The organism is Candidatus Nanopelagicales bacterium, assembly GCA_037045355.1.
In the GTDB taxonomy this organism is placed as follows: Bacteria; Actinomycetota; Actinomycetes; order S36-B12.
Genome location: JBAOHO010000002.1, coordinates 23901 through 46245 on the forward strand (window position 1 = coordinate 23901; position 22345 = coordinate 46245).

Consider the following 22345-nt stretch of genomic DNA (forward strand, 5'->3'; position numbering starts at 1 on the left):
CGAGCGAAACAGTCAGGGCTTCCGGGGCAGGATGGTTGGCTGCGCCAGCGGACGTCGGCTCGATCGCCCACACTATCCGCGAGGCCCGGGGCTGCCAGCCCAGACGAGACTGCACGACGCGGCGAAGCGGGCCGCCACTACTACATGGCCAACATGAGCCGCGCCGTTGGTGCGGGCCGGTTGGCCAGCATCCTCAGAACCGCGATGGCTGAGGGGAAGCATTCGCGATGATCGTCGCCGTCACGGGAGCCGATGGCTTCATCGGCACGCATCTCTGCGAAGCCCTGGAGCGTGGGGGCTTCTCCGTCCATCGGCTGCAACGGGCATCCTCCCTGCAGGCGCCGGCCCTGGATTTGGCTGCCCCGGTTGCCGATTGGCAGGCAGCACTCGACGGATCGGATGTTGTCGTCAACCTGGCTGGGTTGGCGCATGATGTGCGCGGCCAGACGCCGGAGCAGGTCGACGAGTACCTGGCCGTCAACGCGCACGGGGCAGCCCGCGTCGCCTCTGCGGCCGCCTCGATCGGCGCCCAGCGGTTCATCCAAATAAGCACGATCAAGGTGTTGGGAGAAACCCCGCGTGACGGAATCCGGTTTCGTGAGGGCGACCCACTTGCCCCAGTGGGCGTGTACGCCGTATCGAAAGCCAGGGGTGAGGAACTGATCCGCAGCCAGCTGGCCGGTCGAACGGACTGCGTCGTCGTCCGACTCCCCCTCGTGTTCGGAACGCCATTCAAGGGGAACCTCGCCGTTTTGGAGAAGGCGATTAGGCGCGGGATACCCCTCCCACTGGGCCATTCGAGCATCGGAGCTCGTACCTACGTTCAGATGGGTGAACTAACGGATCTGATCCTCAAAGTGATCCGGCACAGCGAGCCCCTTCCCCCCATCCTGCACGCTCGGTCTACCCCTGACCTCACAGCTGCGGAGGTCGCACGCCTAGTCGGCCGAGAGATCGGTCGGCAGCCACGCATTGTCTCGGTTCCGTCGAGCGCCCTCAAGCGTCTCGCCAAAGCAGCCGGCAAGCCGGAGTTGGCCTCAAAGATCTGCGACTCAATGCTGGTCTCTGACGACGAGACTCGCCAGGCGCTGGGGATCTGATCGGCTTTCGTGACCGCAGCCTGGAAGCCCAGGGCGCGGACAACGTCAACCGCTGACGCCTTGGTTCGTAAGCCTGGGGGTTGATGAGTAGAGGGCAAGAACTACGAAAGCGGCAAAGGTGCCGAGCCAGATGAGCCCAGCCCCATACCCCCACCAGACCAGTGCCACCACCAGCACCTGTATTCCTGCCACCGCAAGTGCTACAACCGAGTGGCTACGTCCTCTTACCGTGAGCTGCTGATAAGTGTGTTCTCGATGGGCCTCGGTTAGTGGCGCTTTTCGTCGGTATCGCCGGATTAGCGTCACCCCTGTGTCAGCCAAGTAGACCGCGCACGGGGCCACAGCCAACGTCAGTGGCACGCCCGCCGCCCAGACGATCCATCCCAGCGACGCGATAACGAAGCCCAGTGAATAGGAGCCAACGTCTCCGAGGAAAACCTTCGCCTTGGAGATGTTGAAGGGCAGGAACGACGCGGATGCCCCAGCCAGTGCGGCTCCAATCACGACTGCCGAGCCGGAGTCGTAGGCAAGGCCCATCAGCGCGTATGAAGTCCCAGCGACGAGTCCGGTAAGCCCTGAGATCCCATTGATCCCGTCCATGAAGTTGAAGGCGTTGACGTATGCGGCTATCCATCCGGCCACTGCCGGGACTGCGAGGATCAGGGGAGCGGGCTGCCGAGGAACAGCCCGGCCAACGCACCCACCGCAAGCAGGACCGCCAGACGAAACTTGGCACTCAGCCCCCGCAGGTCGTCGGTGAGGCCGACCGCCCCAAGGACCAATGCCCCGACAAGGACGACCGCCACATCCCAGCCACCCTCGCGCCCGAAGATGAGACCCGCACCGAAGGCAGCGACCACGGCAATCCCCCCACCTCGCGGTGTGCCCACGAGTATGGCTCGAACGGGAATTTGGGATATCCATTATCCCCCGACGCTTCAGCCACACGATGAGCGGCGGTTGCAGCGTCAGGCCCACGATGAGGCTCGTTAGCAGGGTCCCGCCGACTATCACGTCGCGGCGCACCTCCCGCTGAGCGTGACGTTCGGCCCGCGCCCCAGCCGAGGAGCTCGGCCCTCCACCGCCCCATCGAATCCTCACCGATTCTCCCTGCTGAGCGGTCTCGGCGATCGTCATCTTCTGGAGGATCCTGCTCAACACGATCCGGACCTTCTGCCTGAATGGATGGTGGTCTTCTCATTCCGTGAACGCCCAGAGGATGCTAACTCATCTTTACCGCCACAGGTCAAGCCGACAGAATCGCCCACGACGGCGAGTCGCCTGACCTGAACCGGACCTGGCTCTACGCGGCTGGAAGGTAATCGGAGCAACGGAACCTCGAACAAGGCGGCACTACTGACGGCCACGAGTCTGTGACAGCGCCTCGGCAGCGGTGGAACCGTCCGCCTCCTTGGGGCGGTCGTCGGGCTTCGCCTGCCTCGCAGGCTGTGCGTAGCCGCCGTAGCCATACCCATATTCATCACCACGGCGTTTGGTGGGAGCGAAGTTCAGAACCGTTCCCAGTAGGCGGGCGTCGACTTGCTGCAGCGAGTCAAGCGATTTGGCGACCATGATCAGCAGTCGTCTTGCCTTGTGTCGCACCACCAAGATCGCTCCATCAGCGACTGGCCGCCGTGATACTCGCGTCGGCCACCAGAAGCAAAGGTGCGGTGTCGAGGATGACAGCGTCGAAATCAGTTCGAAGTTCATTCAGGGTCTGGTGCATGTGATCCGATGCCAGCAGTTCCGATGGGTTCGGCGGTATGGAGCCACTAGGCAGCAGCGTCAACAAGTTGCGATTCCAGGGCAGCACAGCTTCTTGGAAGTGAATCTTCCCCCGCCAAAACGTCCGTGAAGGGCCAATGGACGACTCTACCCCGAGGTATTCTGCCACTCTCGGTCGACGCAGATCCGCTTCGACCAGGCAGATGCGAAGCCCGGACTGGGCCATGGATATCGCCAAATTGCAGGCTGTCGTGCTCTTGCCCTCTCCGGCGACTGGAACGATGTGACTGCCAAGACCTTCGGTGGATCACCAACGTCGACGTACTGCAGGTTCGGTCCGGATCTGACGAAAAGACTCGGACCGGGCAGCCTGTTGATCCAAGGCTGAAAGCGGTTCTATCTCGGCATTCGCGTCAAAGTTGACAACGCCGAGGGGGGTCGACCCAGAGATCTGGATAAGGTCACTGGCTGCCTTGACAGACGTGTCCAACCGGTCGCGCAGGACGGCGGCTCCGATGCCAGCCGCAAGCCCCAGGATCAGAGCCAGTCCTAACGTTGCCGCTTTGTTAGGCGAATACGGGTCCGGTGGCGCCACCGCAGGACTGACGATGCTTACTTTGAGCGGTGACCCGAGTTTCGGATCGGTCGTCTCGAGGTTCTGAATCGCAGCAGCGAGGTTCTGAGCGATTGAGTTGGCGATGGCGGCAGCCTGGGCGGGGTCCGCGTCAGCCGCTGAGACCTCAAGAAGCACAGTCTGGACAGGATTCACCGCCGTGACTTCCTCTGCGAGATCCTGTGGCGTCGTGGGCAAGCCCAATTCCTTGATGACCGGGTCGAGCACTTCGGGGCTGGAGACTAACTGCGCATAAGTCGCCACCCTCTGCTGGGCAAACACGGCGGCCTGGAACTGCTCGCCAGCCTGGCGGTCCCCGGAAGTGGCAGCACTTGAGACGAACAGTTGGGCGCTGGCCTTGTACATCGGTGTGTTCAGCAGAATCCAACCGACCGCCACTAGCAGTGCGATGAGGAGCGACCCGGCCACCAAGAACCACTGATGCCTGACCGACCCAATTACATTACGAAACTCCACGATACCTACCTGCTTCATGGTGCTTATCGCACCTAGGACCTGATGCCCCCCTGATCACGTGGGAGCTGAACGCACAGTCCGGCTCGCGCGGAGGATAGGATTCCCCCGAGCCAGCGGCCACCGATAATAGCATTACCCCTACCGTGTCACGCCCGAGTTCAGTCCCAGTCCCTGCGGGGTGGTATGGCAGGCCAAGCAGAGGTGGCAGAGAACTCCCACAATCCCAGCGTTGAAGGGCATTTCTGCGTTACCGCGCCGCACCAACCCCAAAGATCATCGGTGCATCAGGGCACAACCGTCAACCACGACGGGGGCAGTACGAGTGGGCGGCGTCTGGGCTATAGATTGATGACGTACTTGACGGCCACTTGGATCCTCTGGAGGGGACGGCACACCCGATGATACCCAGTACGAGATCAGCGCCACTGAAGTCCACTGTCCTCAGCGCCGGTGATCGGCATGTAGCGGCGCATGAGCAACGCGAGATCCCTGATTCCACCGTAACTCGCAATGGGAACCATGCTGACTTGGTCACATTCTCCTCTCGTGACCGATATCGTGACAGTTCATGACGCGCATAGGTAGTGGCTCTGCTCCACTCTGGCCCCGGACCTGGGCGTTCGTTACGCGGCTTCCCGTTCGAGTCGCCGCGGTGAGCACTGCGATGCTGATGGCTCTCCTTTGTTGGGCCTTTGCCTCGCCGGTGGCCTCGGCCCCCGATGACGACTTCCACATCGCCAATGTGTACTGCCTACATGACGCGGCATCTTGCGCGCCTGGCCGACAGAGCGACCCTTACCCTGCTTTGTTCGGGGGGATCCAGGTTGGTACGCGCCCAACGCAGCCCTCCCTGCGGACTGCCTAAGTGACGAGGACCCAGACAGCAACCGTCCTCAAGCACCGGACGACATCACTTACTACCCACCTGGGTACTACCGACTGTTATCAATATTCACTCAAGATACAATCCAGAGAATCCGTCGCGGCTTGGCGAGTGGCTGTAGCCGTTCTCACACTCTTGATGGCTTTGGCCTCTATCGCTCTGAGTCTCCCATTGTGGCGCCGACCATTGACTGTTGCGTGGATGGTTTCGTCGGTCCCGCTGGGAATGTTCCTTCTCTCGTCACACAATCCCTCTGCCGTGGCAATCGTCGGCGCCGCGACCGTTGTCGGTCCCGGCGTGGCAATACTGGACCACCGAACAGACAACTCCCGAACCGTGCTCACGGTTTTGCTGATTGGCTTCAGTTTGTTCTTGATGGTTGGCGGAAGGACCGAGGGTTTGCTTTTTGTGGCCATCAGCGCCGCCCTGATTCTCCTTCTCGGACTTAGGCGTCTGTCCGTCACAACCGCTGCTGTGAGTGCGGTCCTTATTCTTGCTCTCGCCCTAGTTTCATGGCTCGCTTTACCATCTCTATTTGCGAAGATAGGTGCCCTTGGCCTCGACGCTGCGGAATACGGGTACGCGTCAAGATTTTTGGGACGGCCTGGCGCGTTCGGCGGGAATGCCTGACCGGCTCGTACACCTCTCCCCTCGGCTGGCTCGATATCGCAATGCCCGAGTTAGTTACGGTAGCCGCTGGGGCTAGGCCTTCTGGGGTGCCATCATGCTTGGACTCGCCGCGATCAGTTGGCGCAAGACCGTAGCCATCGCAGTAGCGGCTGCGGCCATGCTTGGGATCTCAATCACTGCGTTTGTCGCCGCAGGATACGCTGGGCAAACTGCGTTACCATTTGCCCTTAATCTACCTGCTCAGTCATCGCTGTACTGGCTCCCGTCGGTCGCCGGTCCTGCCAGCTCTGGGGTCACGCCCAGTGGTGGGCCTTGTGCACATCCTTGGTGGTCGCGAATTGCGGTCTGCACTGCTATACGTAACCGTGCGTTACGTCAGCGGTATCAGCGCAGGTACTGCCTCGCCCCTGGCGCTAGCCGGAGTAGGGACACCGGATTGGTGGTGGGGAGCCTGGTTCAGCCCATTCTCCAACTGGCTCTCGGCTCGCTCGCCTTTGCTGCAGCGCTTTCACTGCTTGCCGAGTCTGTTGATGCGCCTCGAAAGGGACGGAACATCACCCACGAGTCAGTCGGCCCGGCGGTGAAGTGATTCTGACTTTGGGATTCCGACCTAAGGTCAGGACCGGGGTGGTGGGGTGTCAACCATCCCGGACAACCAATTGGAAGAGTAGCCCGAGCCTCCACTAGAACCAGGGCGACTCCACGCTCATCTCGGAAGCCGATCGGTACATCCGGCACTAGGGTATGTGAATGTTCCGGATCCTGGTCGTATGCACGGCGAACATCTGCCGCTCGCCGGCCACCGCAGCGTTGCTGCGCAATGAACTGCAGAAGCTGGTGGCTAATGGCGTCATCCATGTGGACTCCGCGGGCGTGTCCGCTACCGCGAACATGCCAGCCTGTGGCCTGAGCGGTAGGCTCATGAACGAGTCGGTGGCCCGGCGACATACCGGTAGCGCGGACCCGCGATCATCTTTGGCTAGGCACCGCTCTCGCAGGGTGACACCCGCGCTCGCGCAGCGGGCTGACCTCGTGCTGACCCTGGAGCGGGCACACCGTGCGGAGTTGGCGCGCATGGCCGCCACCGCGAGGCCAAAGACATTCACGCTGCGCCAGGCCGCGAACCTGTCGCGAGTGGTCCGTTCCTTCGTGGCCGCGCAAGAGATCCCGGTCGGCGCGCCACCACTGCCAGCGGATTCGGTGTCGCGATTGCGCTGGTGGGCAGCGGAACTCGATGCAGCTCGCGGGTCGGCACCCCGGCACATGAACTTGGCTGAAGCGGATCCAGCAGGGCTCATGGTGTCGTGGCACCCCGGATGATGTCCCAGACCCGCATGTGCTGGGTAGCGAGATCCACGGGGCGGCGATGGACTTGGTGGAACAGCAAGTCCTTGAGATTGCCTCAGCCATCACTCAAGTCGTGGCAATCGAGGCCGAAGGAGGCCCCAAGGCCTGATCGGCAACGCAAGAGGCGCCGACCATTGAACTGGACACCGGCGGTACTGAGGTTCGGGGCAATTAACGAATGGGCGGTCCGCTCCAAGACCTCGGCTGTGGCCCTCCAGAGTCTCGTGCAGTTTCTCGCCCGGGCGAAGTCCCGTGAACTCAACATCGATGTCTCTCCCCGCCAGGGCGATCATCTGATGCGCGACATCCAGAATCCTCACAGGTTGTCCCATGTCCAGAATCATGGTGTCAGCGGGTTCACCGAGCACGGCCGCTTGAAGTACAAGCTGAACTGCCTCCTCAACGGTCATGAAGTATCTAGTTACATCGGGGTGGGTGACAGTCAGCGGGCCACCGGATCTGGATTTGCTCCGCAAAGGCCGTCAAGACGGAGCCGCGGGTACCCAGCACATTACCGAAACGTACAGACAGGAACCGCCGACCGCCTGTGGCGGCGCCCGCCGTGAGACCCTCCGCTGTCCGTTTAGTCTTGCCCAGAACGCTCGTTGGGTCGGCTGCCTTGTCAGTGGAAATATTGACCAATACCTCCACGCCAGCCGTCAACGGAAGCATCCAAGACATTGGCCGTCCCGGTCAACGTTGGTCTTGGCGCCCTCCTTCCGGGTTGCGCTCGTAGCAGTGTCAGATGTTTTAGCGCGGCGGCATGAAAGACGATGTTCGGCCGCAGCCTGAGAAAGACCTCTATCATCCGCGCTCGATCTCGAATATCAGCCAAGACGAGGCAGGGATCCTCGAGCAGGCCTCTGCCATCAAGGCTGAGCTGAAGTGCGTGGAGCGCGGACTCGTCACGATCGAGCATTGACCAGCTGGCTGGGCCCCAGTCGTTTGATCTGCCGACACAACTCCGACCCGATCGATCCACCCGCACCAGTGACAAGGACTGAACTGGCCTGCGATGAACCGTCTGACCCCACTTAGATCAGTGTCAACAGGTGGGCGTCGCAGAAAGTCCGACAACTGGAGGTCCCGAATGTCGCTTGACGCCGATATCATCACGTCCGGCCAGTTCCGCGAGGGTTGGGAGGGCTTTGGCCTTGACCCCCGTGGCGGCCGCTACCTCGGACACGCGATGCACTAGACCCGCACCAGCCGACGGTGCCGCAATGACGATTTGTTCGATATCCCTCTCCACTACGAGTTGACCGAGCTGAGCGACAGTTCCCTCGACGCGGACCGGGCCGACTCTGAGGTGCCGCTTTCGAGGATCGTCCTCCACGAACAGGACCGGGTCATAAGGGGATTGGCTGTCCACCAGCAAACCGCGAACCAGTTGTGTACCGGCACTCCCGGCCCCGACCACTGCTACACGCCGCGAATCCGGATTCACAACATATCGGTCCCGCATAATCCGGTATCCGACTCGGACTCCCACGACCATGACGACGGCAGAACCTGCGGCCGAAAGCGGAAGGCTCAGCGGCAGCGGGCGATGGGCGCCCATGAATGCAAGGGCGGAGGTTGCTAATAAGGCAACTAGCCCACAGATGAAGACCAGGGCGAGTGCCTCATCGAGCGACCCGACCATGTGACGGCGGTCGTACAGGCGCATAGCCGTCGATATGATGAGGAAGGTGGCGGCCACCACCGTTGCCACCACCAGAACAGCACTCCAGGGAACTTCAGGCAACTGGCCATCGAAACGGAGCGTGGCGAAAGCGGCAAAGGACATGATCCAAACGACGAAGTCCCAAATGGGGAGGATCCACCGTGGCTTCGGCCGCCGAATTTTCGCTAGTCACCCACAGCTCCCCCCGGTCTGACATTCACCTGCGCAAATAGTACCTGCGATCCGACGACCATGGACGTTCGGGCGTCAGGCTCCGACCACGCAGGGCAAGTCTCCCCGGCGCACCACGTCATTCCTTCCTCTGTCGAACCAAGATCAGGAGTGCCACCGCCAAGAACAGCGCGCCCAAACCGGACACAACGCCGATCACAAGGTCGGTTTGACTTCGCTCAATGAAGTACGGAGCGAAAGAAGCGGCTGTTCGCTCCGCGCCGAATGGGAACAGCTGACTCACGAGCACGACCGCAACCCTTCCAGGACACGCATCTACCGGGTCCTTGCCAAATGTGCAGAAGAACCATATCCGGTGGCTGTGCCCGGAATCAGCCAATCGGCCGCAGCAGCGGGCAGCATCAGCCCGCCGAACCGATCAGTACCGGGACCTCGTCCACCGTCAGTTCGCTGGTCTCTTCGCAGGTGTTGTCCGGCAAGCGGCACACTTCGGCGGAGCCCCCCAACGGATAGGCCACCTGGACGTTCTCCTTATCGCCCTCCTCAGGCTGCGCCCACGCGATGGAAATTCTCCTTGCCATCCTTGATGAACGCGCACCGAACCAGTTCGCCCTTCTGCTCGCATCCGTTGAAGCGCGTACCCCTGACCCAGTCAGCGAACGTCGCCAGGCCAATCGTTGCCGGGTCCCCGGGTCGAGTCTGGATTCCCGGGAATGCGTCGTACTGCTTGGTGGCGAAGTACCAATAGTTGCGGGGGACATCCAGACGCCACCCGTCCAGGTAAGTTCGAACCGCCCAGGCTGCCGCGCGATCGCCGGTGATCCGACCATTCGGTTCACCTCCGGGAACCCCTACGAAGTAGTTCACCTCGGTGTCCCACAGTGGCTTGCCCTTGGGGGCGCCCATATCGGCCAGCATTTCGCGGAACTTGGAGATCTGCTCACGCCGCGTGGCCGGACCGGTCTCACCTGGCGGGTAGAAGTGACCGTTGTATACATCGAACGGCCACCCGGCCTGCTTCAAGTCCTCGAGGTATGCGGTTACGAAACCATCCAGATAGTCCTGGCGGTGAGTCTGCATACTCGACATCGTGACGATCGCCTTAGGGTCTTCTTCGTTGACGACCTTGCGCAGTATCTTGGTCATCTCGGTGAGTTGCCCCGGCGTCCCCTGGAAGAACTGAGGAGAGGAACCCTCATTCCAGACCTCATACGCCTGGATCTTGCCCTTGTACCGTTTGACGACCGCCCGAACGTAGTCCTCGTAGTCCTGCATGTTCTTCGGCGGCGCAGAGGATTTGGGACCGAACACCTCAACAGATGGGTCCTTGACCTTGCCAGCTGCCCACTTCGGTGTTCCGCAGAACGAATACACCAAGTACTCTCCACCGTACTCCTGGTGAGCAGCCACAGTGAGGTCGAACAAGGGCCAATCGTATTGCCCCTTCTTCTTCTCGACGGCGCGCCACAGCGGTGCGCAGTTCATCCGCAAGTTGCCCGACTTGGTCTCAGGATCGGCATGGAAGGAGTGCATGGTGAGCTGTTCTCCGGTGACGTCAAACGGGGTGCCCTCGGGCAATGGCTTGAAGTCGCCGGCAACCTCCGCAGGACTGGCACCCGGGGCAGCCGGTTCCTGGCTCGAGCAAGCCGACAGAACGACAACTCCGGCCAGAGCGACAACGCCCATCGCACGCAACATGTATCAACAGCCCCTAGTCGTCGGTGATCTCGGGCGAGTGTAACTGGTCCCTGGTTCGGGGCGGCCGAGCACTGACAGGCACGGCCCACCGTCGGTCTGGGCCACCCGACCTCACCCTGAAACGCCATTCCCGCCACTACCAGCATGGGGAACAGGTAGCTGATGGGGAAGTAGGTCAGACCCATCGGCACCTCCACGGCGGCTTGGACGCACACGAGCACCAGCAGGGCTACAGCGAGATGCGCACTACCCTTCGGTCGCGACAAAGTAGCGATTGCCGCAGTGAGTGCGACAGCGGACAAGGCAGCCAGTCCCACCAGTCCCGACTGGGATGCTGCCTCGAGAATCTCATTGTGCGCGTGCAGTGGGTGCCACCATTGGGATGGCCCCTGGTCCCAGAACGTGTTGCTGAACGCGTCTGTCCCGTAACCAGTCACCGGTGAGTCCCGGAACAACCACTCCGCAACCGACCAGGGAACTTGTCGTCCGGTGAACAGTCTGTTGAATAGTTGCTCAATCGGCAGAGACTCGGCGATGGGAGTGAACAGGATGAATGGGCTCATGGGGATGAGCAGCGCCAGGGCCACTACCGCCGCACGCAGACGGTCTTGCGTGGCCACAACGACCAGCGCCAGGACCGCGAGGATCGTACCGGCCACCGCGGCTCGGCTCTGGCTCCACAGCACGGCGACGACACACAAAGCAGGAATCAACCAGGTCACCCAGCGGACCTTGACCAAGGGGAGTAGGAGCGCCAAGAGCAGGGTCGCCGCCGCGATCGGGCCCAATGTATTCGGGTGAAGTGTGATCCCACGCAGAGCTGAAACTCCGAAAGTGGTTCGCTCGTAGTCCCCGACTGAGTGGAAGGCCCCGTCCACAAGGCCGGCCGCAGTCGCGACCCCGTATGCCAGGCTCAGAATCACGATGGTCGCCCCCACAGCCACAGCTGTCCGGACCAGCGCCGTGGCGCGGGGTGGTGCGAGCACCAAGACCACAGCGACAGCCGCCATGGCGATTGTCGCTGTGGGCAGAGGTTCACCGTGAATTATCGAAGTAATCCAGGGGGACAACCAGAAGGATGCGACGGCGATTGCTGCGCACAACCGCGGGATCGAGACCCTTTGCGTGGCAAGCAGAAAGCAGGCAGCGCACACTGCAATGATCAGTGTCCCAATATCCAGCCAGCCGGGGTCACGAGCAGGCGGAAAGGTCATGGCCACAACGATTCGAACAGCGGCAACCACCAATACCACTGCCGGCACCACTCGCTGCCAGACACCTACCGGCGTTGTGGCTGGCGGAATCGACCGACCCACGCCACCCTGCCCCGCCTCACTCGTCATCTTCTGGGGTTCTTCACAGCGATCCGTTGAGGTGCTGCAGAGTCCGACCCCCGGTCATGTAGCCCCCCGGGGTCCACGGCCACGGAACCAGATCCGGTCGAAACGGTCACCACGCCTCCGGAGGCCCGCCAGAAGCCGGGCTGGACGAACAACCCGCCCTGATGCGAGCCGCCTTCGCGCACCACGAAGTCCTGACCTTTCTCATCCACGTCGAGTACGTGGCCGTCGATACTCACTTCGGTGCGAAGGTTGTACTGACCCGGCGCGAGCAGCAGCGGGTCCATCACCCATTCCACGTACCGATCACCAGCGTTGACCTTCATCAGGCCGTCCGCCCCGGAATGCACCGCCATCACCGTGACGTCGTCGCTGTTGCGGATCTGGAGGCCGAAAGCGACGCGATCAACCTGCTCACGTGCCGAGTAGCAGATGCGTGCGGTAGCCGCAGCGCCAGAGAGGAGTCGCGGCAGCGACTCACCTGCGGGGTCCCGGAACTCGACGGCGGTCACACGGATCTCCCCCGACCCGCGGCGTTGCGATTGATCCATCGGCCCGGGCTTCTCCGGGCACGGGCAGCGGCCTTGCTGGCTTCGATCTCATTGACACGTTCCAGGTATGCCTGCGCGACCTTGCGCGTGGGACCGATCTGCTGCACCTCGCCGCGCTCCAGCCACAGTGTTTCGTCGCACAACTGTTGGACCTGCCCGAGACTGTGGGAGACCAAGACCATCGTGGTGCCGCTGCGGCGCAGTCCATGCATATGGTCGAAGCATTTCCGCTGGAATTCCTCGTCACCGACGCTGATGACCTCGTCGACTATCAGGATTTCGGGCCTGACCATGACCGACACGGCGAACCCCAACCGCACGTGCATTCCCGACGAGTAATGCTTGATCGGATTGTCGATGAACTCACCGATATCGGCGAACTCAATGATCTGATCCATCATCCGGTTCATCTCTTGCCCGGTGAAACCCAGGATCGTCCCGTTGAGCCTGATGTTCTCCCGACCGGTGAGTTCGGGATGAAACCCGGCTCCCACCTCAAGCAGTGCCGCCACTCGCCCATTGACCGTCACATTCCCTGACGTCGGTCGGTAAATTCCGGTCAGAACCTTCAGCGCCGTCGACTTGCCGGATCCGTTGTGGCCGATGATTCCCAGCGATGCCCCCTTCGGAACGGCGAAAGTCGCATCCCGCAGCGCCCAGAAGTCCCGGTGCCCAGGGGGCCTCCCTCGGGCCAGCCGTTCCTTCAGCGAGTGTGTCTCACCTCACTGCGGATGCGGAACTTCTTGGACAGACCACACAGCCTGGATCGCAGGTTCGGTCATATCTCCTCACTCAGATCTTGACCCCAGCGTCGGTGGATGAACGCAGCCGCCCCAGCGGCGAGCACCGTCCAGCCGACCACGTAGGCGATCGTCTTGGGGCCCGGGCAAGCGTCAACCCATAGATGAGGTCACGCGAGATCTGCACCAACGCAGTCATCGGGTTCAACTCGATCAGGGCACGGAGGGGGACGCCCCGTGCATCCTCAGGGATCAGATCGATGGGGTAGATCACCGGTGTCACGAAGAACCACATCTGCAGGAGGATCGCCGTGATCTGGCCGGTGTCACGGAAGCGGACGTACGACACTGCGAGGCAGTAGCCCAGACAGGTGGCGAACAAGCGCGGTGACGACCAAGACAAGGGGATAGAGCAGCCAGGTCCAGCCGACGTTGAAGAACACCAGCATGAGAATCAGCATCACTGCGGCCTCGAGCAGTCGCTCGATCAGACTGGTGATGGCGGCCGCGAAGACCGGCACGTAGGAGGGGATGTAGACCTTCTGCATCATGGGCCCCATCCCCACGATGGACCCGATGCATGCGTTGACGGTCTGCGCGAAGAGGTTCCAGGTGACCAGGCCGCAGAAGAACCAGACCGCGAAGACTCCCTCGTGTCCGTTGCCCATCGGCGGCGCCTGCGCTCGGAAGATGACAGCGAACACGAGGCTGTAGATGAACACCGTCGCAAGGGGGACAATCAGCGTCCATATCCATCCCAGGGCGGTAGCCGTGAAACGGCCCTTGAGATCGCGGATGGCGAAAGCCCAGATCAGGCGCCAGTGGGATCGCGCGCTACCTTGCCGCATCGTGATGGAAGTATCAGACATTGACCGGTCCTTGGCTGCCCCTCGAACTTGGCGCCATCAGACGATTCAACCCCTCGCCCCCAAGTCGCCGCGGAAGTGGCGTAAGAAGGTTACCTCAGGGATCCACGCCGCCGGTGGCGGTGACCGATCTGAGTGGCGCAACCGCAGCAGGCTGGGGGACTTGAGATGACCACGGCGATAGGGACAACGCGTTGGGCCGCGGATCCCTGGCGGCTGTGGTCCGTCTGGGCGCCCTTGGGTGCGGCCTTCGCCTTCTGGGCCTTCGAGGCGCTCCCCGGGTTCAACCCCACTGACGACGGCTTCGTCTTGGCCCAGGCCTGGCGAGTCACCCACCTCGAGGTTCCCCACCGTCGACTTCACCTCACCGCGACCGTTGGGGTCGGCGTTGATGCATGCTCCGGAGACCATGATCCCGTTCGGGACGCTGGCATTCAGCCGTCTCGTTGTCGTGCTGCAGATGCTATGGATCGCGGTGGCTTCGGTGCGGTTGATGACCGACCGCCGCTTGCGCCTGAGCGGGATTCAGGGCTTCACGCCGCGTGATGATCGCGTTTCTGCTGAACGTCTCGACCTGGCCGATCATGGCCTGGCACACCATCGATGGGCTATTCCTCGGCATCTCCGCCCTGTGGCTGGCTTTGCGCACCGCGTCCTCCTCCCGGTGGGCGCATGCCCAGTGGACGGCCGTTTGGCTGATGGCCGGCTCTGCCCCGCTGATCAAGCAGGGGTTCGCCGTGGTCCCCGTCCTGGTGGTCCTGCTGGTGAGCCTGACCGGGCGGGCACGAGGACTGCTCTACTTGCCGGTGGCGATTGTCCCCGGAGTCCTCTACCTCGTGCTCACCCGCGACACACCTGGAGGCCTGGGGGGACAGTTGTACTCCGGCAGCCTGGCGGAGCTTCGGCAACCGGCGGAAACCCTGCTGGCAACCGAGCAGTCCAGCGCCGGGATTCTGGCCGTCGTCGCGGTGGCCGTCTCATTCGCGCTCGTGACCTGGGTGCGGAGAGGCCCGTCCCTGGTCGCCTTCACCGCGGCCGTGATCGCGATCGGGCCGATTCTGTACGCCGTGTCTCGCGATCTGGGCGGCATCTACGGAGTGTGGCCGTGGATCGCGACCATCACCCTGATCGCCTCGACCGTGCTGACCATTACACGGCTGGATCTGGTGGCAAGCGCAGCCGGACTCTTGGGCCTCGCGTACGCCACTGCCGCGTCCTGGGGAGTCACCAATCCGGGGTTGATCGCCGGAGCCATGGTCGCCGGTGGGCTAGGGCTGCTGGCATACCGCCGGCAACAGGCGGCTGCCGAGGTCGAGAGCCCACCCCCTCCTGGCTTCTCCCTCGCGACCATGCTGATCCTGGCAATCTGCGCGCTGATCGTGCTGCCAGCCCGCGCCTCGGCCCCCTACCGCGACGTGCCACGATCCGGCATGTCTGCATCGGTCGACGATCCGCGGCTGGCGCTGATCCGGATGAGTCCGCAGACGGCCGCCTACATCGACGCTCTGCGAGACTGTCTCGCCCGCTACCCGGCGACCACTGTCGCTGTGCTTCCCGACGGTGCCGGGCTGTATCCGTTACTGGGACTGCGCAATCCCTTCGACAGCGACTGGTGGTGGACCGATGAGCGTTCAGGTGATCACGAGCAACGGGTCGCCGCCACGGTCGCCCAACTCAATGCGAGCGACGACTGGCTGGTTCTGTTCCAATCATTCGACCTCGCCTACCTTGCCGGGCTGAGTCCCGATCAGGTGAGAACCCCGGGCGAACCCTTCTCCTTCGTCCCAGGGGACATCCAGATTCTTCAACGGCTACACGGAAGACCCGTGCAGTGTGGGTCGCTCACCGGCGTCTACCGGCCGCGCGGTTCAGCATGAATCACAACCGTCCGCTGCTTCGGTCGCTTCATGCCAGGACGGCCGGGTACTGTCCCAGCCATGCCGTGTACCCGTCGCCTCGTTGACGGATACCTGAAGGCTGCGCTCGACCAGTCTCGGGGGATCGGGCGCTCGCTAACCCCGCGCGTTCACCGGGGTTCGCCCATCTTCGCGACCATCGCGGTACTGGTCACCATGATCGCAATGTCAGCCCCCGCGCAGGCGAGGGAAGGCGAATCGGCGACGGCGCAAGTGTCCCTGGGAATCCACAACTTCCAGTCAACCGACGCCTGGAACTTCCTTCATGTCGCGCCGCAACTAGTGTCTCGCCTCAACTGCGATCCGGTGATGACCGCAACGCCTCGGGCGGTCAGAGCAGCAGCGCATCGTCAGATGGAAGGTCCCCAGGCCGTGTTGGTGGGCTGCGGATCGGGGCCAGGTGACCGGAAGTACGGATCCGGTCCTATGTCAGGTCCAGCGGGACCTGAGGATGCGGCCGGGCCCGGTTCAGCCGCAACACCTACGGTCGGTCGGTACACGCGGTGGCTCACGATGCTTGAGCGGACTCTCGGGGACAAGATGTGGCGTCTCCAAGTCTGGAATGAAGCCAATCTGAGCCAGTTCTATCGAGGATCACCAGGGGACTTGGTCGACCTCACATTCGCGGCGGCCCGGGTTCTCGGGCGAGACAGGGTAGTCGCTCCCTCCTTCGCGTTGATCACGACCGACACCATGTCGGGTGGCTGGCACGACGGACGCCAGTTGACTCGGGCGGAGTTTCCCACGGTCTACTGGCAGCTCCTCGCCTCGCGGGCGAGGCAGCGGGGACAGCGAATCCCTGTCTCCGCTGCGACATACAACGGGTACGGTCACGGCGTCACTATTGAAGCCGCAGCTCGGGAACGACTTGAGGGCCTGTTGAACTTCCGCAGGACTGTCTACCGCGCACTGGGTGACCGCGACCTCCCGCTCTGGGATACCGAATGGAACCTTCGCAATCAGGACTCCTCCAATACCGCGTACGTCCCGGGCGGGTTTCCTGACAGCGCCGAGACGGCTCGAGTGTGGTCGCAATCGGTCATCGATGCCGCGTGCCTCGGTTACGAGTGGCAGTTCCCCTATCTATGGACTGACCGCTCTATCCAATCGGGATGGGAATCTGCGCAGATCCAGTTATCGCCCGAAAGTCGGCATGTCAATGCGCAGTTTCGGCGGATCAATGGGCAGACCATCTCGTGCCCCACGAGGAGCTCTGGGTAACCCACGACGGCTGCGCTGGGGAACCGCCCTCACAGTGCGATCCACACGAACCGATGCGGACCCGACTCCCTGCTTGTCCCACTCGGCTCCGACTGTGTGCCAACCGAGGCGTTGGTACAGCGACAGAGCCGCGACTCGTGCCTCCGCCCACAGCGTCGCCGCGTCGTTGGCGGCCGCGACGGCCTGCGCCTCGCTCACCAGCGCGGCCCCGACGCCCAAGCCGCGGTGTCTCGGGCAGGACCGCCACGCTGCGCAACTGCCAGGCAGGCCTGGGGGGCTCGGCTAAGTCGGGTCGCGGCCACGGCGACCGGCCGAACCGGGCGGCTCCGACGATGGCGCCGTCGCCGGCATCGACTCGCGCCACCAGCTGCAGCCAGTCGGGCGGCGGTTCGCGATCCGTCGGCAGCGGGCCGTTCGGCCGCATGATCCGTGTCTGCAGCGCGTGGGCAGCTGCGATATCGGCCCCCTGCGCGATCTCCACCAGCGCGCTCATGTCAGTCGGACTCGCAGTCCATGGCGCGGCCCTTCAACGTGCACTCGGCGAACTGCTCGCCCGCCGGATCCAGATGTTCGATCGTCCAGCGGCCGGCCTTCGTTCCCGGTGTGGCCATCGCGAAGCCGAACCGAACATCAGTCCACAGCTTCGTGGCGGTCGGGTACGGCGTGATCCCCGGCTGGATCGGTGTGCCGTCGGGGTTGGCGAGCGGGCCGAAGGGCGGAATCGCGTACCCGGTCGTAGGGTCCAGCAGTGTCCCCCCGTTGCCGAGCACCAGGCTCGGCGGCTGCTCGGGGATCTGCACGAACTGCGCGATGTGATTGTGGCTCGACAGGATCATGCCGTAGTTGTCCAACAACCCCTGCGCAGCGTCGGTCTGGTCCAGCGATGACCACGGCGTCCACAGCGGGTTGTCCGTCGGAGCGAACTGCGTCGTGACGATGCTGAAGATCGGCCGATGCGTCATCAGCCACGACTCCTGGCCCGCCCGCGGTTCAGTCAGCGCCTCCGCATTGACGTAGGTCGGGCGCTGCATCGTCGCCCAGTCCGTGACACCGGTGTCGGAACCATAGGCGGAGTCGACCAGACGCCAGCCGCAACTTCCGGTCGTCATCGACCTTGAGCGTCGTTGCCCACGTGGCCGTCGTGGCCGGTTGAGGTGCGACCAGGCCCCCAGCGGTCTGCACCGGCGCGCACAGTCCCGCGGTGCCGGGCCGCGGGTCGAGGAACAGGAAGAACCCGTTGCCGCCCCGGTCACACGTCTCATGGTTACCGCGCAGCATCACGACCGGCGCCACCGACAACACCGGGTTCATGGGCAGCAGCACATCGGCCAGCCACCCGTAGTCGCTGTCCGTGAACGGCATCCCCGTCACCGGCGGTGGACTCCCCCCGCACAGCGCCTGCTTGTCGGCCGGGCACGCCTCCTCGCGATAGAAGTAGTCGCCCACGTTCAGCACGACATCGGGATGCTGCTGGGCGATCCGCCGCGAGATCTTGGCGGCCGGCCACGCATCGGGATCCGCACAGTCCTGGATCGTCGATCCCCTGATGCGGCACCCGGTGTCGCTGACCATCGCGATGGAATCCACCTGCTTCGGCATCGCCGCTGGAATCTGATGCCCGCGCATCTGCGCGCTGGTCAAACCCCTCGGTAGACCCTTCGAACACACCGTCACCGACGCGAAAGCGCTGGCTGCCGTGCCTGGCGGTCGCCGCACGTCCATCTTCAGGCGGCTCCTACGGCCCCTCGTGTCGGTCACGTTCACCTTGGGGCACGAGTCACCGCGCGCCACCACCGCCCGCGCCACCAGTCGCGAAGCCGCGGCGGACCTCGGCGCGATCAGGGAGTACGCCGCGATGACTCCCGACGGCAGTTGCCCCTGGCGCGCGGCAGCACCAGCGCCGAGCGGTTCCGCATGCCCGGGCGCCGCATGCACAGTCACGATCACTGCGAGGGATGCGAGCAGCGTCGCCGACTTGTACGATCATGATTCGATGCTAGGCCGTGTCTCGAATCTGAAGCCCCCGTGGACCGCTCACCGGTACCGGACGGCAGTCCACCTCAAAGGACCTAAATGGTGATCCGGTCCGGACGCCGAGAGGGGGCCGGAATGACTCCGGCCCCCTCCGCGAACGATCCTCTAATGAGGCTCAGCCGACCGTCAGCGGCCCGGTGACATCATTCGGAGCTTGGATCACCTCAAAGGCGACCAAGGCATCGGACGGATCGGTCTGACCGCCCTGATAGCAGGAGCCATCGCTGCCCCGGTAGTAGAGATTGATACCGCCGCCTGGAAGGACCTGCCCGGTCAACTGATAGGCGGTCGCGGCCCCCAATGCGGGTTCTCCAGTTGGCGTTTGGGTCGAGCGAGTTACGGCTCGGCCGGTGCCACCAGCAGTGCCGGCCAACTGATTGGCCCGCTGCACCGAATTCACCCAGTAGTACGGGGTTCCGGAGCACTGGATATTGAGGAAGGCCACATCCCAGTTGCTGTTCTGCAGAACGCCGGTGTTGTCGTAGGTGTAGATACCGCCACCATTCAGGACCTGGACCATCGGTTCAGGGCCGAACCAGCTGTAGCCCATGAACGAACCGATGGAATTGCCGTTCTTGTCCTTGACCGACAACTGCGGTCCGGCAGGACCTGTCGAACCGGGGGCTCCGGGGGCTCCAGGGGCTCCAGGGGCGCCATTCGAACCGCTGTTTCCCTTGGGTCCCTTCTTGTTCCACTCCATCTTCTTCCAGCCCTTGGCGCACTTGTTCCCGTCGCGGATCTTCATGTCACCGGACTTCTTGTTGACGCAGACCTTGACCACGTTCTCGGCAGATGCCTGAGTGATCATGGGTCCGGTCAAACTCGCGCCGCCAGCGACCATGACAGCGGTCGCCGCAGAGAAGGCGCGCATACGCATCTTCGACATCTTGTCTCCCTCTTTAGGTGCGGGAGCTTCGAATCGACCCCCGTCGCCGACACTCTGCCACAAGGCCGACCAGTTTGTGCGCGAATTCCGGGTGAAAGCGCGCGGCTGGCGTAGCCTCATGGGTGGAGCCGACGTTCGAACACCCCGACTCCCCGTACGGGCGTAGACGGGATTAGTGGGATGCGTCGCCGACAATCGCCATAGCCCATGATCCGCGACTTCCGGGAACGGGTTGACTTCGAATGCGCCCAGCACGTCAGCCCCATCATCCCAACCAACAATCCACTACGCTACCCGCAAACGTCTCGTCCCCACCGGATGAGACACAAGCGGATGACTCCGGGACATCCGAAGCAGTTCTCGGGTGCATCACAAGGAGGGGGAGCCTTGGGGACATTTCCGTCAGCGGCGATTGGCCGTGTTTCGGGTCTGACTGCCAGCCCTCCGCTGGGGCTCCCCCCGACGCGCCCACGGGTCGGACTTTGGGGCTCACGCGGTCACCTTCACGCCCTGCGTATTGTTACCCGAACTCTGGCTGCCATTGCTTGTTCGTTTGCAGTGCTCGGTGCACCCTCGCCAGCGGCGGCCAGCCCTGAGACAAACCGCAATCCTCGCGTGCACTTGGGTGTCCACAACTTTCAAACTTCGGATGCCTGGCCCTACCTCGATCGCACGCCCGGACTAGTAAGTCGTCTCAACTGCAGTCCTTTGATGACGAGCACATTCAGTGAGTTGCACTCGGCGGTCTCGAAACAATTGGAGGGGCCCAACGGCTTGTTCGTGGGGTGCGGATCAGGGCCCGAACACTGGAAGTACACGGAGGGTCCGATGTCGGGTCCGTCGGGGACGCAAGATGCGATGGGAGTCGGAACCGCCGCGACACCCACCGTTGCGGCCTACAAAGAGTGGGTCAAAACCCTGAAGCGTGCTTTTGGTGACGAGTTGTGGCGATTCCAAGTCTGGAATGAAGGCAACCTACATGTTTTCTACCGAGGATCCCCGAGAGACTTGGTGGACCTGACGTTTGCCGCCGCCGAAGTCCTCGGGCGGAAGAGGGTGTTGGCGCCTTCGTTCACCTTGGCTTCTAGTCAGGGTCTGTCGGGCGGCTGGTACCGAGGAAGGAACCTCACGCTTGCCGAATACACGCGCGTCTACTGGCGCCTCCTTGCAGAGAGAGCGGCCAAGAGGGGAGAGGATCTTCCGGTCGCTGCGGCGACCTACAGCGGATATGGGGGTGGCGCGAGCGTGCAGGAAGCGGCCAGAGCACGATTACTGGCCCTGCGTTCTTTCCGCAGGCTGGTCATCCAAGCCACGGGGAACAGAAGCATCAAGTTCATGGATACCGAATGGAATCTCCGAGGATCTCTGCCTGATCTCCCGGGATTTCCAGACAGCCCCCAAACAGCCCGTGTGTGGAGGCAGTCCGTGAAGGATGCTGCGTGTCTAGGGTTCCGGAGACAGTTCATCTACACATGGACGGACAGGCCGACGTTGACGGGTTGGCTAGCACAGGGTGTGCAGTTCACTCCTGAGACCACCTACGTGAACCAAGCATTCAGCCAAATCAACCATCGCCGAGTTCGCTGCGGGTAAGCGGCCGAATCCCGGGCCATTAGGGGTTCCTGACCTCGGAACCAAGAATGAATGGAGCCATGCCCCGAGAGCCAACGCAGGAGAGCAGTCGCATCGTCGCTAACGTGACGCCTCGGATCGCGACCTGGTCGTTCGTGGCGGCGCTCGCCATCGTCGGGGTCGCGGCAGGCTACGTGCTGTGGCGCGACCGCGGCTGGCTGTCGTCGTCGGACCTCGCCTTCTTCGAGATCGAACTCATGCGGATGCCCGGCGAATGGCCACTGGTCGGCGCCTACTCCCGGTACGGCTGGAGCCATCCCGGGCCGCTGCTGTACTACCTGCTGTGGGGGCCGTGGCGGTTGTTCGGCGGCGCCTCGGTGGGCCTGCTGTTCGGCATGCTGCTGCTGCACCTGTCCGCTCTGGTGATCGCCTGGTTCGCGGCCCGGTTCCGGTCGTTGGCAGCTGCGGTTCTGGTAGTCGGCGCCCTGCTGATCGTCTGGGCCGGGGACCGGACCTCGGAGGCGCTTACTGCCCTGGAACCCCTTGGTCGGGCTGCTGTTCGGCGGCACGGCGCTGGTGGTGGCGTGGAACGCCTCCATCCGGGGCCGACTCGGGCGCCCTCCTGCTGTTCCCGATCGGCTCGCTGCTGGTGCAGGCACACGTGTCGACAGCACCCGTCGTGCTGGCGTTGTGCCTCGCCGGCGTGCTCCTGGCGGCCTGGCCCGTCGGCCAACGCGATCCGATCCCTTGGCGGTGGTGGCTGGCGGGTGTCGTCGTCGCCGTCGTCCTGTGGCTCCCACCGCTGATCGACCAGGTCGCGGGCAGCGGGAACCTCGGCCAGATCCTGGCGGCAGCATGCGCCGGAGGTCCCGGCCTCGGGCTTCGGCA

The 22345-nt window shown here is 63.2% G+C and carries 20 protein-coding genes; 6 read left to right on the forward strand and 14 right to left on the reverse strand.

What is annotated here, in order from left to right; genetic code table 11:
* Positions 1 to 227 precede the first annotated feature (227 nt).
* Entirely contained in the window at positions 228 to 1100 is an 873-nt protein-coding gene (locus V9E98_00195) for an NAD-dependent epimerase/dehydratase family protein (protein MEI2715418.1), read from the forward strand.
* 45 nt (positions 1101 to 1145) lie between these two features.
* Here the strand turns inward: V9E98_00195 and V9E98_00200 are convergent, their stop codons facing one another.
* The 5 genes from V9E98_00200 to V9E98_00220 form a co-directional block, all read right to left on the reverse strand.
* Positions 1146 to 1742 (reverse strand): hypothetical protein, encoded by a 597-nt coding sequence (locus V9E98_00200; GenBank protein MEI2715419.1) that lies wholly within the window; start codon positions 1740 to 1742, stop codon positions 1146 to 1148.
* A gap of 17 nt (positions 1743 to 1759) precedes the next feature.
* Positions 1760 to 1990, reverse strand: coding sequence for a hypothetical protein (locus V9E98_00205; protein ID MEI2715420.1), 231 nt, complete (start codon positions 1988 to 1990; stop codon positions 1760 to 1762).
* Positions 1991 to 2453: 463 nt separating this feature from the next.
* Positions 2454 to 2708, reverse strand: a complete 255-nt coding sequence (locus V9E98_00210) for a hypothetical protein (GenBank protein MEI2715421.1) — start codon at positions 2706 to 2708, stop codon at positions 2454 to 2456.
* 10 nt (positions 2709 to 2718) lie between these two features.
* Positions 2719 to 3108: a CpsD/CapB family tyrosine-protein kinase gene (locus V9E98_00215; protein ID MEI2715422.1), complete on the reverse strand. Its 390-nt coding sequence runs from the start codon at positions 3106 to 3108 to the stop codon at positions 2719 to 2721.
* Between the two features lie 24 nt (positions 3109 to 3132).
* Complete coding sequence (locus tag V9E98_00220; GenBank protein MEI2715423.1) at positions 3133 to 3915, reverse strand: Wzz/FepE/Etk N-terminal domain-containing protein; 783 nt, start codon at positions 3913 to 3915, stop codon at positions 3133 to 3135.
* Positions 3916 to 6178: 2263 nt separating this feature from the next.
* Here V9E98_00220 and V9E98_00225 point away from each other — a divergent pair.
* Together V9E98_00225 and V9E98_00230 are read left to right on the forward strand one after the other, a co-directional pair.
* A complete protein-coding gene (locus V9E98_00225) occupies positions 6179 to 6748 on the forward strand; it encodes a hypothetical protein (protein MEI2715424.1) in 570 nt (189 codons plus the stop codon).
* Positions 6749 to 7538: 790 nt separating this feature from the next.
* Complete coding sequence (locus tag V9E98_00230) at positions 7539 to 7697, forward strand: hypothetical protein (GenBank protein ID MEI2715425.1); 159 nt, start codon at positions 7539 to 7541, stop codon at positions 7695 to 7697.
* Between the two features lie 123 nt (positions 7698 to 7820).
* Here the strand turns inward: V9E98_00230 and V9E98_00235 are convergent, their stop codons facing one another.
* The 6 genes from V9E98_00235 to V9E98_00260 all read right to left on the reverse strand — a co-directional run bounded on the left by V9E98_00235 (position 7821) and on the right by V9E98_00260 (position 13831).
* Positions 7821 to 8564 carry a hypothetical protein gene (locus V9E98_00235; protein ID MEI2715426.1) on the reverse strand — a complete coding sequence of 248 codons (744 nt, stop codon included), beginning with the start codon at positions 8562 to 8564 and terminating at the stop codon, positions 7821 to 7823.
* Positions 8565 to 9176: 612 nt separating this feature from the next.
* On the reverse strand, positions 9177 to 10319 hold the full coding sequence (locus V9E98_00240; GenBank protein ID MEI2715427.1) for a hypothetical protein: 1143 nt from the start codon (positions 10317 to 10319) through the stop codon (positions 9177 to 9179).
* 1351 nt (positions 10320 to 11670) lie between these two features.
* On the reverse strand, positions 11671 to 12183 hold the full coding sequence (locus tag V9E98_00245) for a Wzt carbohydrate-binding domain-containing protein (GenBank protein MEI2715428.1): 513 nt from the start codon (positions 12181 to 12183) through the stop codon (positions 11671 to 11673).
* Positions 12180 to 12929 (reverse strand): ABC transporter ATP-binding protein, encoded by a 750-nt coding sequence (locus tag V9E98_00250; protein ID MEI2715429.1) that lies wholly within the window; start codon positions 12927 to 12929, stop codon positions 12180 to 12182. Before V9E98_00250 ends, V9E98_00245 begins: the two co-directional genes overlap by 4 nt.
* An 85-nt stretch (positions 12930 to 13014) precedes the next feature.
* Positions 13015 to 13311: a hypothetical protein gene (locus V9E98_00255; GenBank protein ID MEI2715430.1), complete on the reverse strand. Its 297-nt coding sequence runs from the start codon at positions 13309 to 13311 to the stop codon at positions 13015 to 13017.
* On the reverse strand, positions 13289 to 13831 hold the full coding sequence (locus V9E98_00260; GenBank protein MEI2715431.1) for an ABC transporter permease: 543 nt from the start codon (positions 13829 to 13831) through the stop codon (positions 13289 to 13291). The genes V9E98_00255 and V9E98_00260 overlap by 23 nt, the downstream gene beginning before the upstream one ends.
* Positions 13832 to 14373: 542 nt before the next feature.
* Between V9E98_00260 and V9E98_00265 the strand changes: the two genes are divergently transcribed.
* Together V9E98_00265 and V9E98_00270 are read left to right on the forward strand one after the other, a co-directional pair.
* Entirely contained in the window at positions 14374 to 15705 is a 1332-nt protein-coding gene (locus V9E98_00265; GenBank protein MEI2715432.1) for a hypothetical protein, read from the forward strand.
* A gap of 552 nt (positions 15706 to 16257) precedes the next feature.
* A complete protein-coding gene (locus tag V9E98_00270; protein ID MEI2715433.1) occupies positions 16258 to 16965 on the forward strand; it encodes a hypothetical protein in 708 nt (235 codons plus the stop codon).
* Positions 16966 to 17459: 494 nt separating this feature from the next.
* Here V9E98_00270 and V9E98_00275 read toward each other — a convergent pair whose 3' ends face one another.
* From V9E98_00275 to V9E98_00285, 3 genes are all read right to left on the reverse strand, one after another.
* Positions 17460 to 17996, reverse strand: coding sequence for a hypothetical protein (locus V9E98_00275; protein MEI2715434.1), 537 nt, complete (start codon positions 17994 to 17996; stop codon positions 17460 to 17462).
* On the reverse strand, positions 17956 to 18906 hold the full coding sequence (locus tag V9E98_00280; protein ID MEI2715435.1) for a metallophosphoesterase: 951 nt from the start codon (positions 18904 to 18906) through the stop codon (positions 17956 to 17958). The genes V9E98_00275 and V9E98_00280 overlap by 41 nt, the downstream gene beginning before the upstream one ends.
* Before the next feature lie 208 nt (positions 18907 to 19114).
* On the reverse strand, positions 19115 to 19885 hold the full coding sequence (locus V9E98_00285) for a hypothetical protein (GenBank protein ID MEI2715436.1): 771 nt from the start codon (positions 19883 to 19885) through the stop codon (positions 19115 to 19117).
* A 1697-nt stretch (positions 19886 to 21582) separates the two neighbouring features.
* Between V9E98_00285 and V9E98_00290 the strand changes: the two genes are divergently transcribed.
* A complete protein-coding gene (locus V9E98_00290) occupies positions 21583 to 22263 on the forward strand; it encodes a hypothetical protein (GenBank protein MEI2715437.1) in 681 nt (226 codons plus the stop codon).
* The last annotated feature ends 82 nt before the right edge of the window (positions 22264 to 22345 follow it).

Bases quoted from the DNA above. Each gene is read 5' to 3' on its own strand.
- V9E98_00195 (MEI2715418.1), top strand. From the start codon at position 228: ATGATCGTCGCCGTCACGGGAGCCGATGGCTTCATCGGCACGCATCTC.
- V9E98_00225 (MEI2715424.1), top strand. From the start codon at position 6,179: ATGTTCCGGATCCTGGTCGTATGCACGGCGAACATCTGCCGCTCGCCG.
- V9E98_00230 (MEI2715425.1), top strand. From the start codon at position 7,539: ATGAAAGACGATGTTCGGCCGCAGCCTGAGAAAGACCTCTATCATCCG.
- V9E98_00235 (MEI2715426.1), bottom strand. From the start codon at position 8,564: ATGTCCTTTGCCGCTTTCGCCACGCTCCGTTTCGATGGCCAGTTGCCT.
- V9E98_00240 (MEI2715427.1), bottom strand. From the start codon at position 10,319: ATGGGCGTTGTCGCTCTGGCCGGAGTTGTCGTTCTGTCGGCTTGCTCG.
- V9E98_00260 (MEI2715431.1), bottom strand. From the start codon at position 13,831: ATGTCTGATACTTCCATCACGATGCGGCAAGGTAGCGCGCGATCCCAC.
- V9E98_00265 (MEI2715432.1), top strand. From the start codon at position 14,374: ATGATCGCGTTTCTGCTGAACGTCTCGACCTGGCCGATCATGGCCTGG.
- V9E98_00270 (MEI2715433.1), top strand. From the start codon at position 16,258: ATGCTTGAGCGGACTCTCGGGGACAAGATGTGGCGTCTCCAAGTCTGG.
- V9E98_00275 (MEI2715434.1), bottom strand. From the start codon at position 17,996: ATGCAGCGCCCGACCTACGTCAATGCGGAGGCGCTGACTGAACCGCGG.
- V9E98_00285 (MEI2715436.1), bottom strand. From the start codon at position 19,885: ATGTCGAAGATGCGTATGCGCGCCTTCTCTGCGGCGACCGCTGTCATG.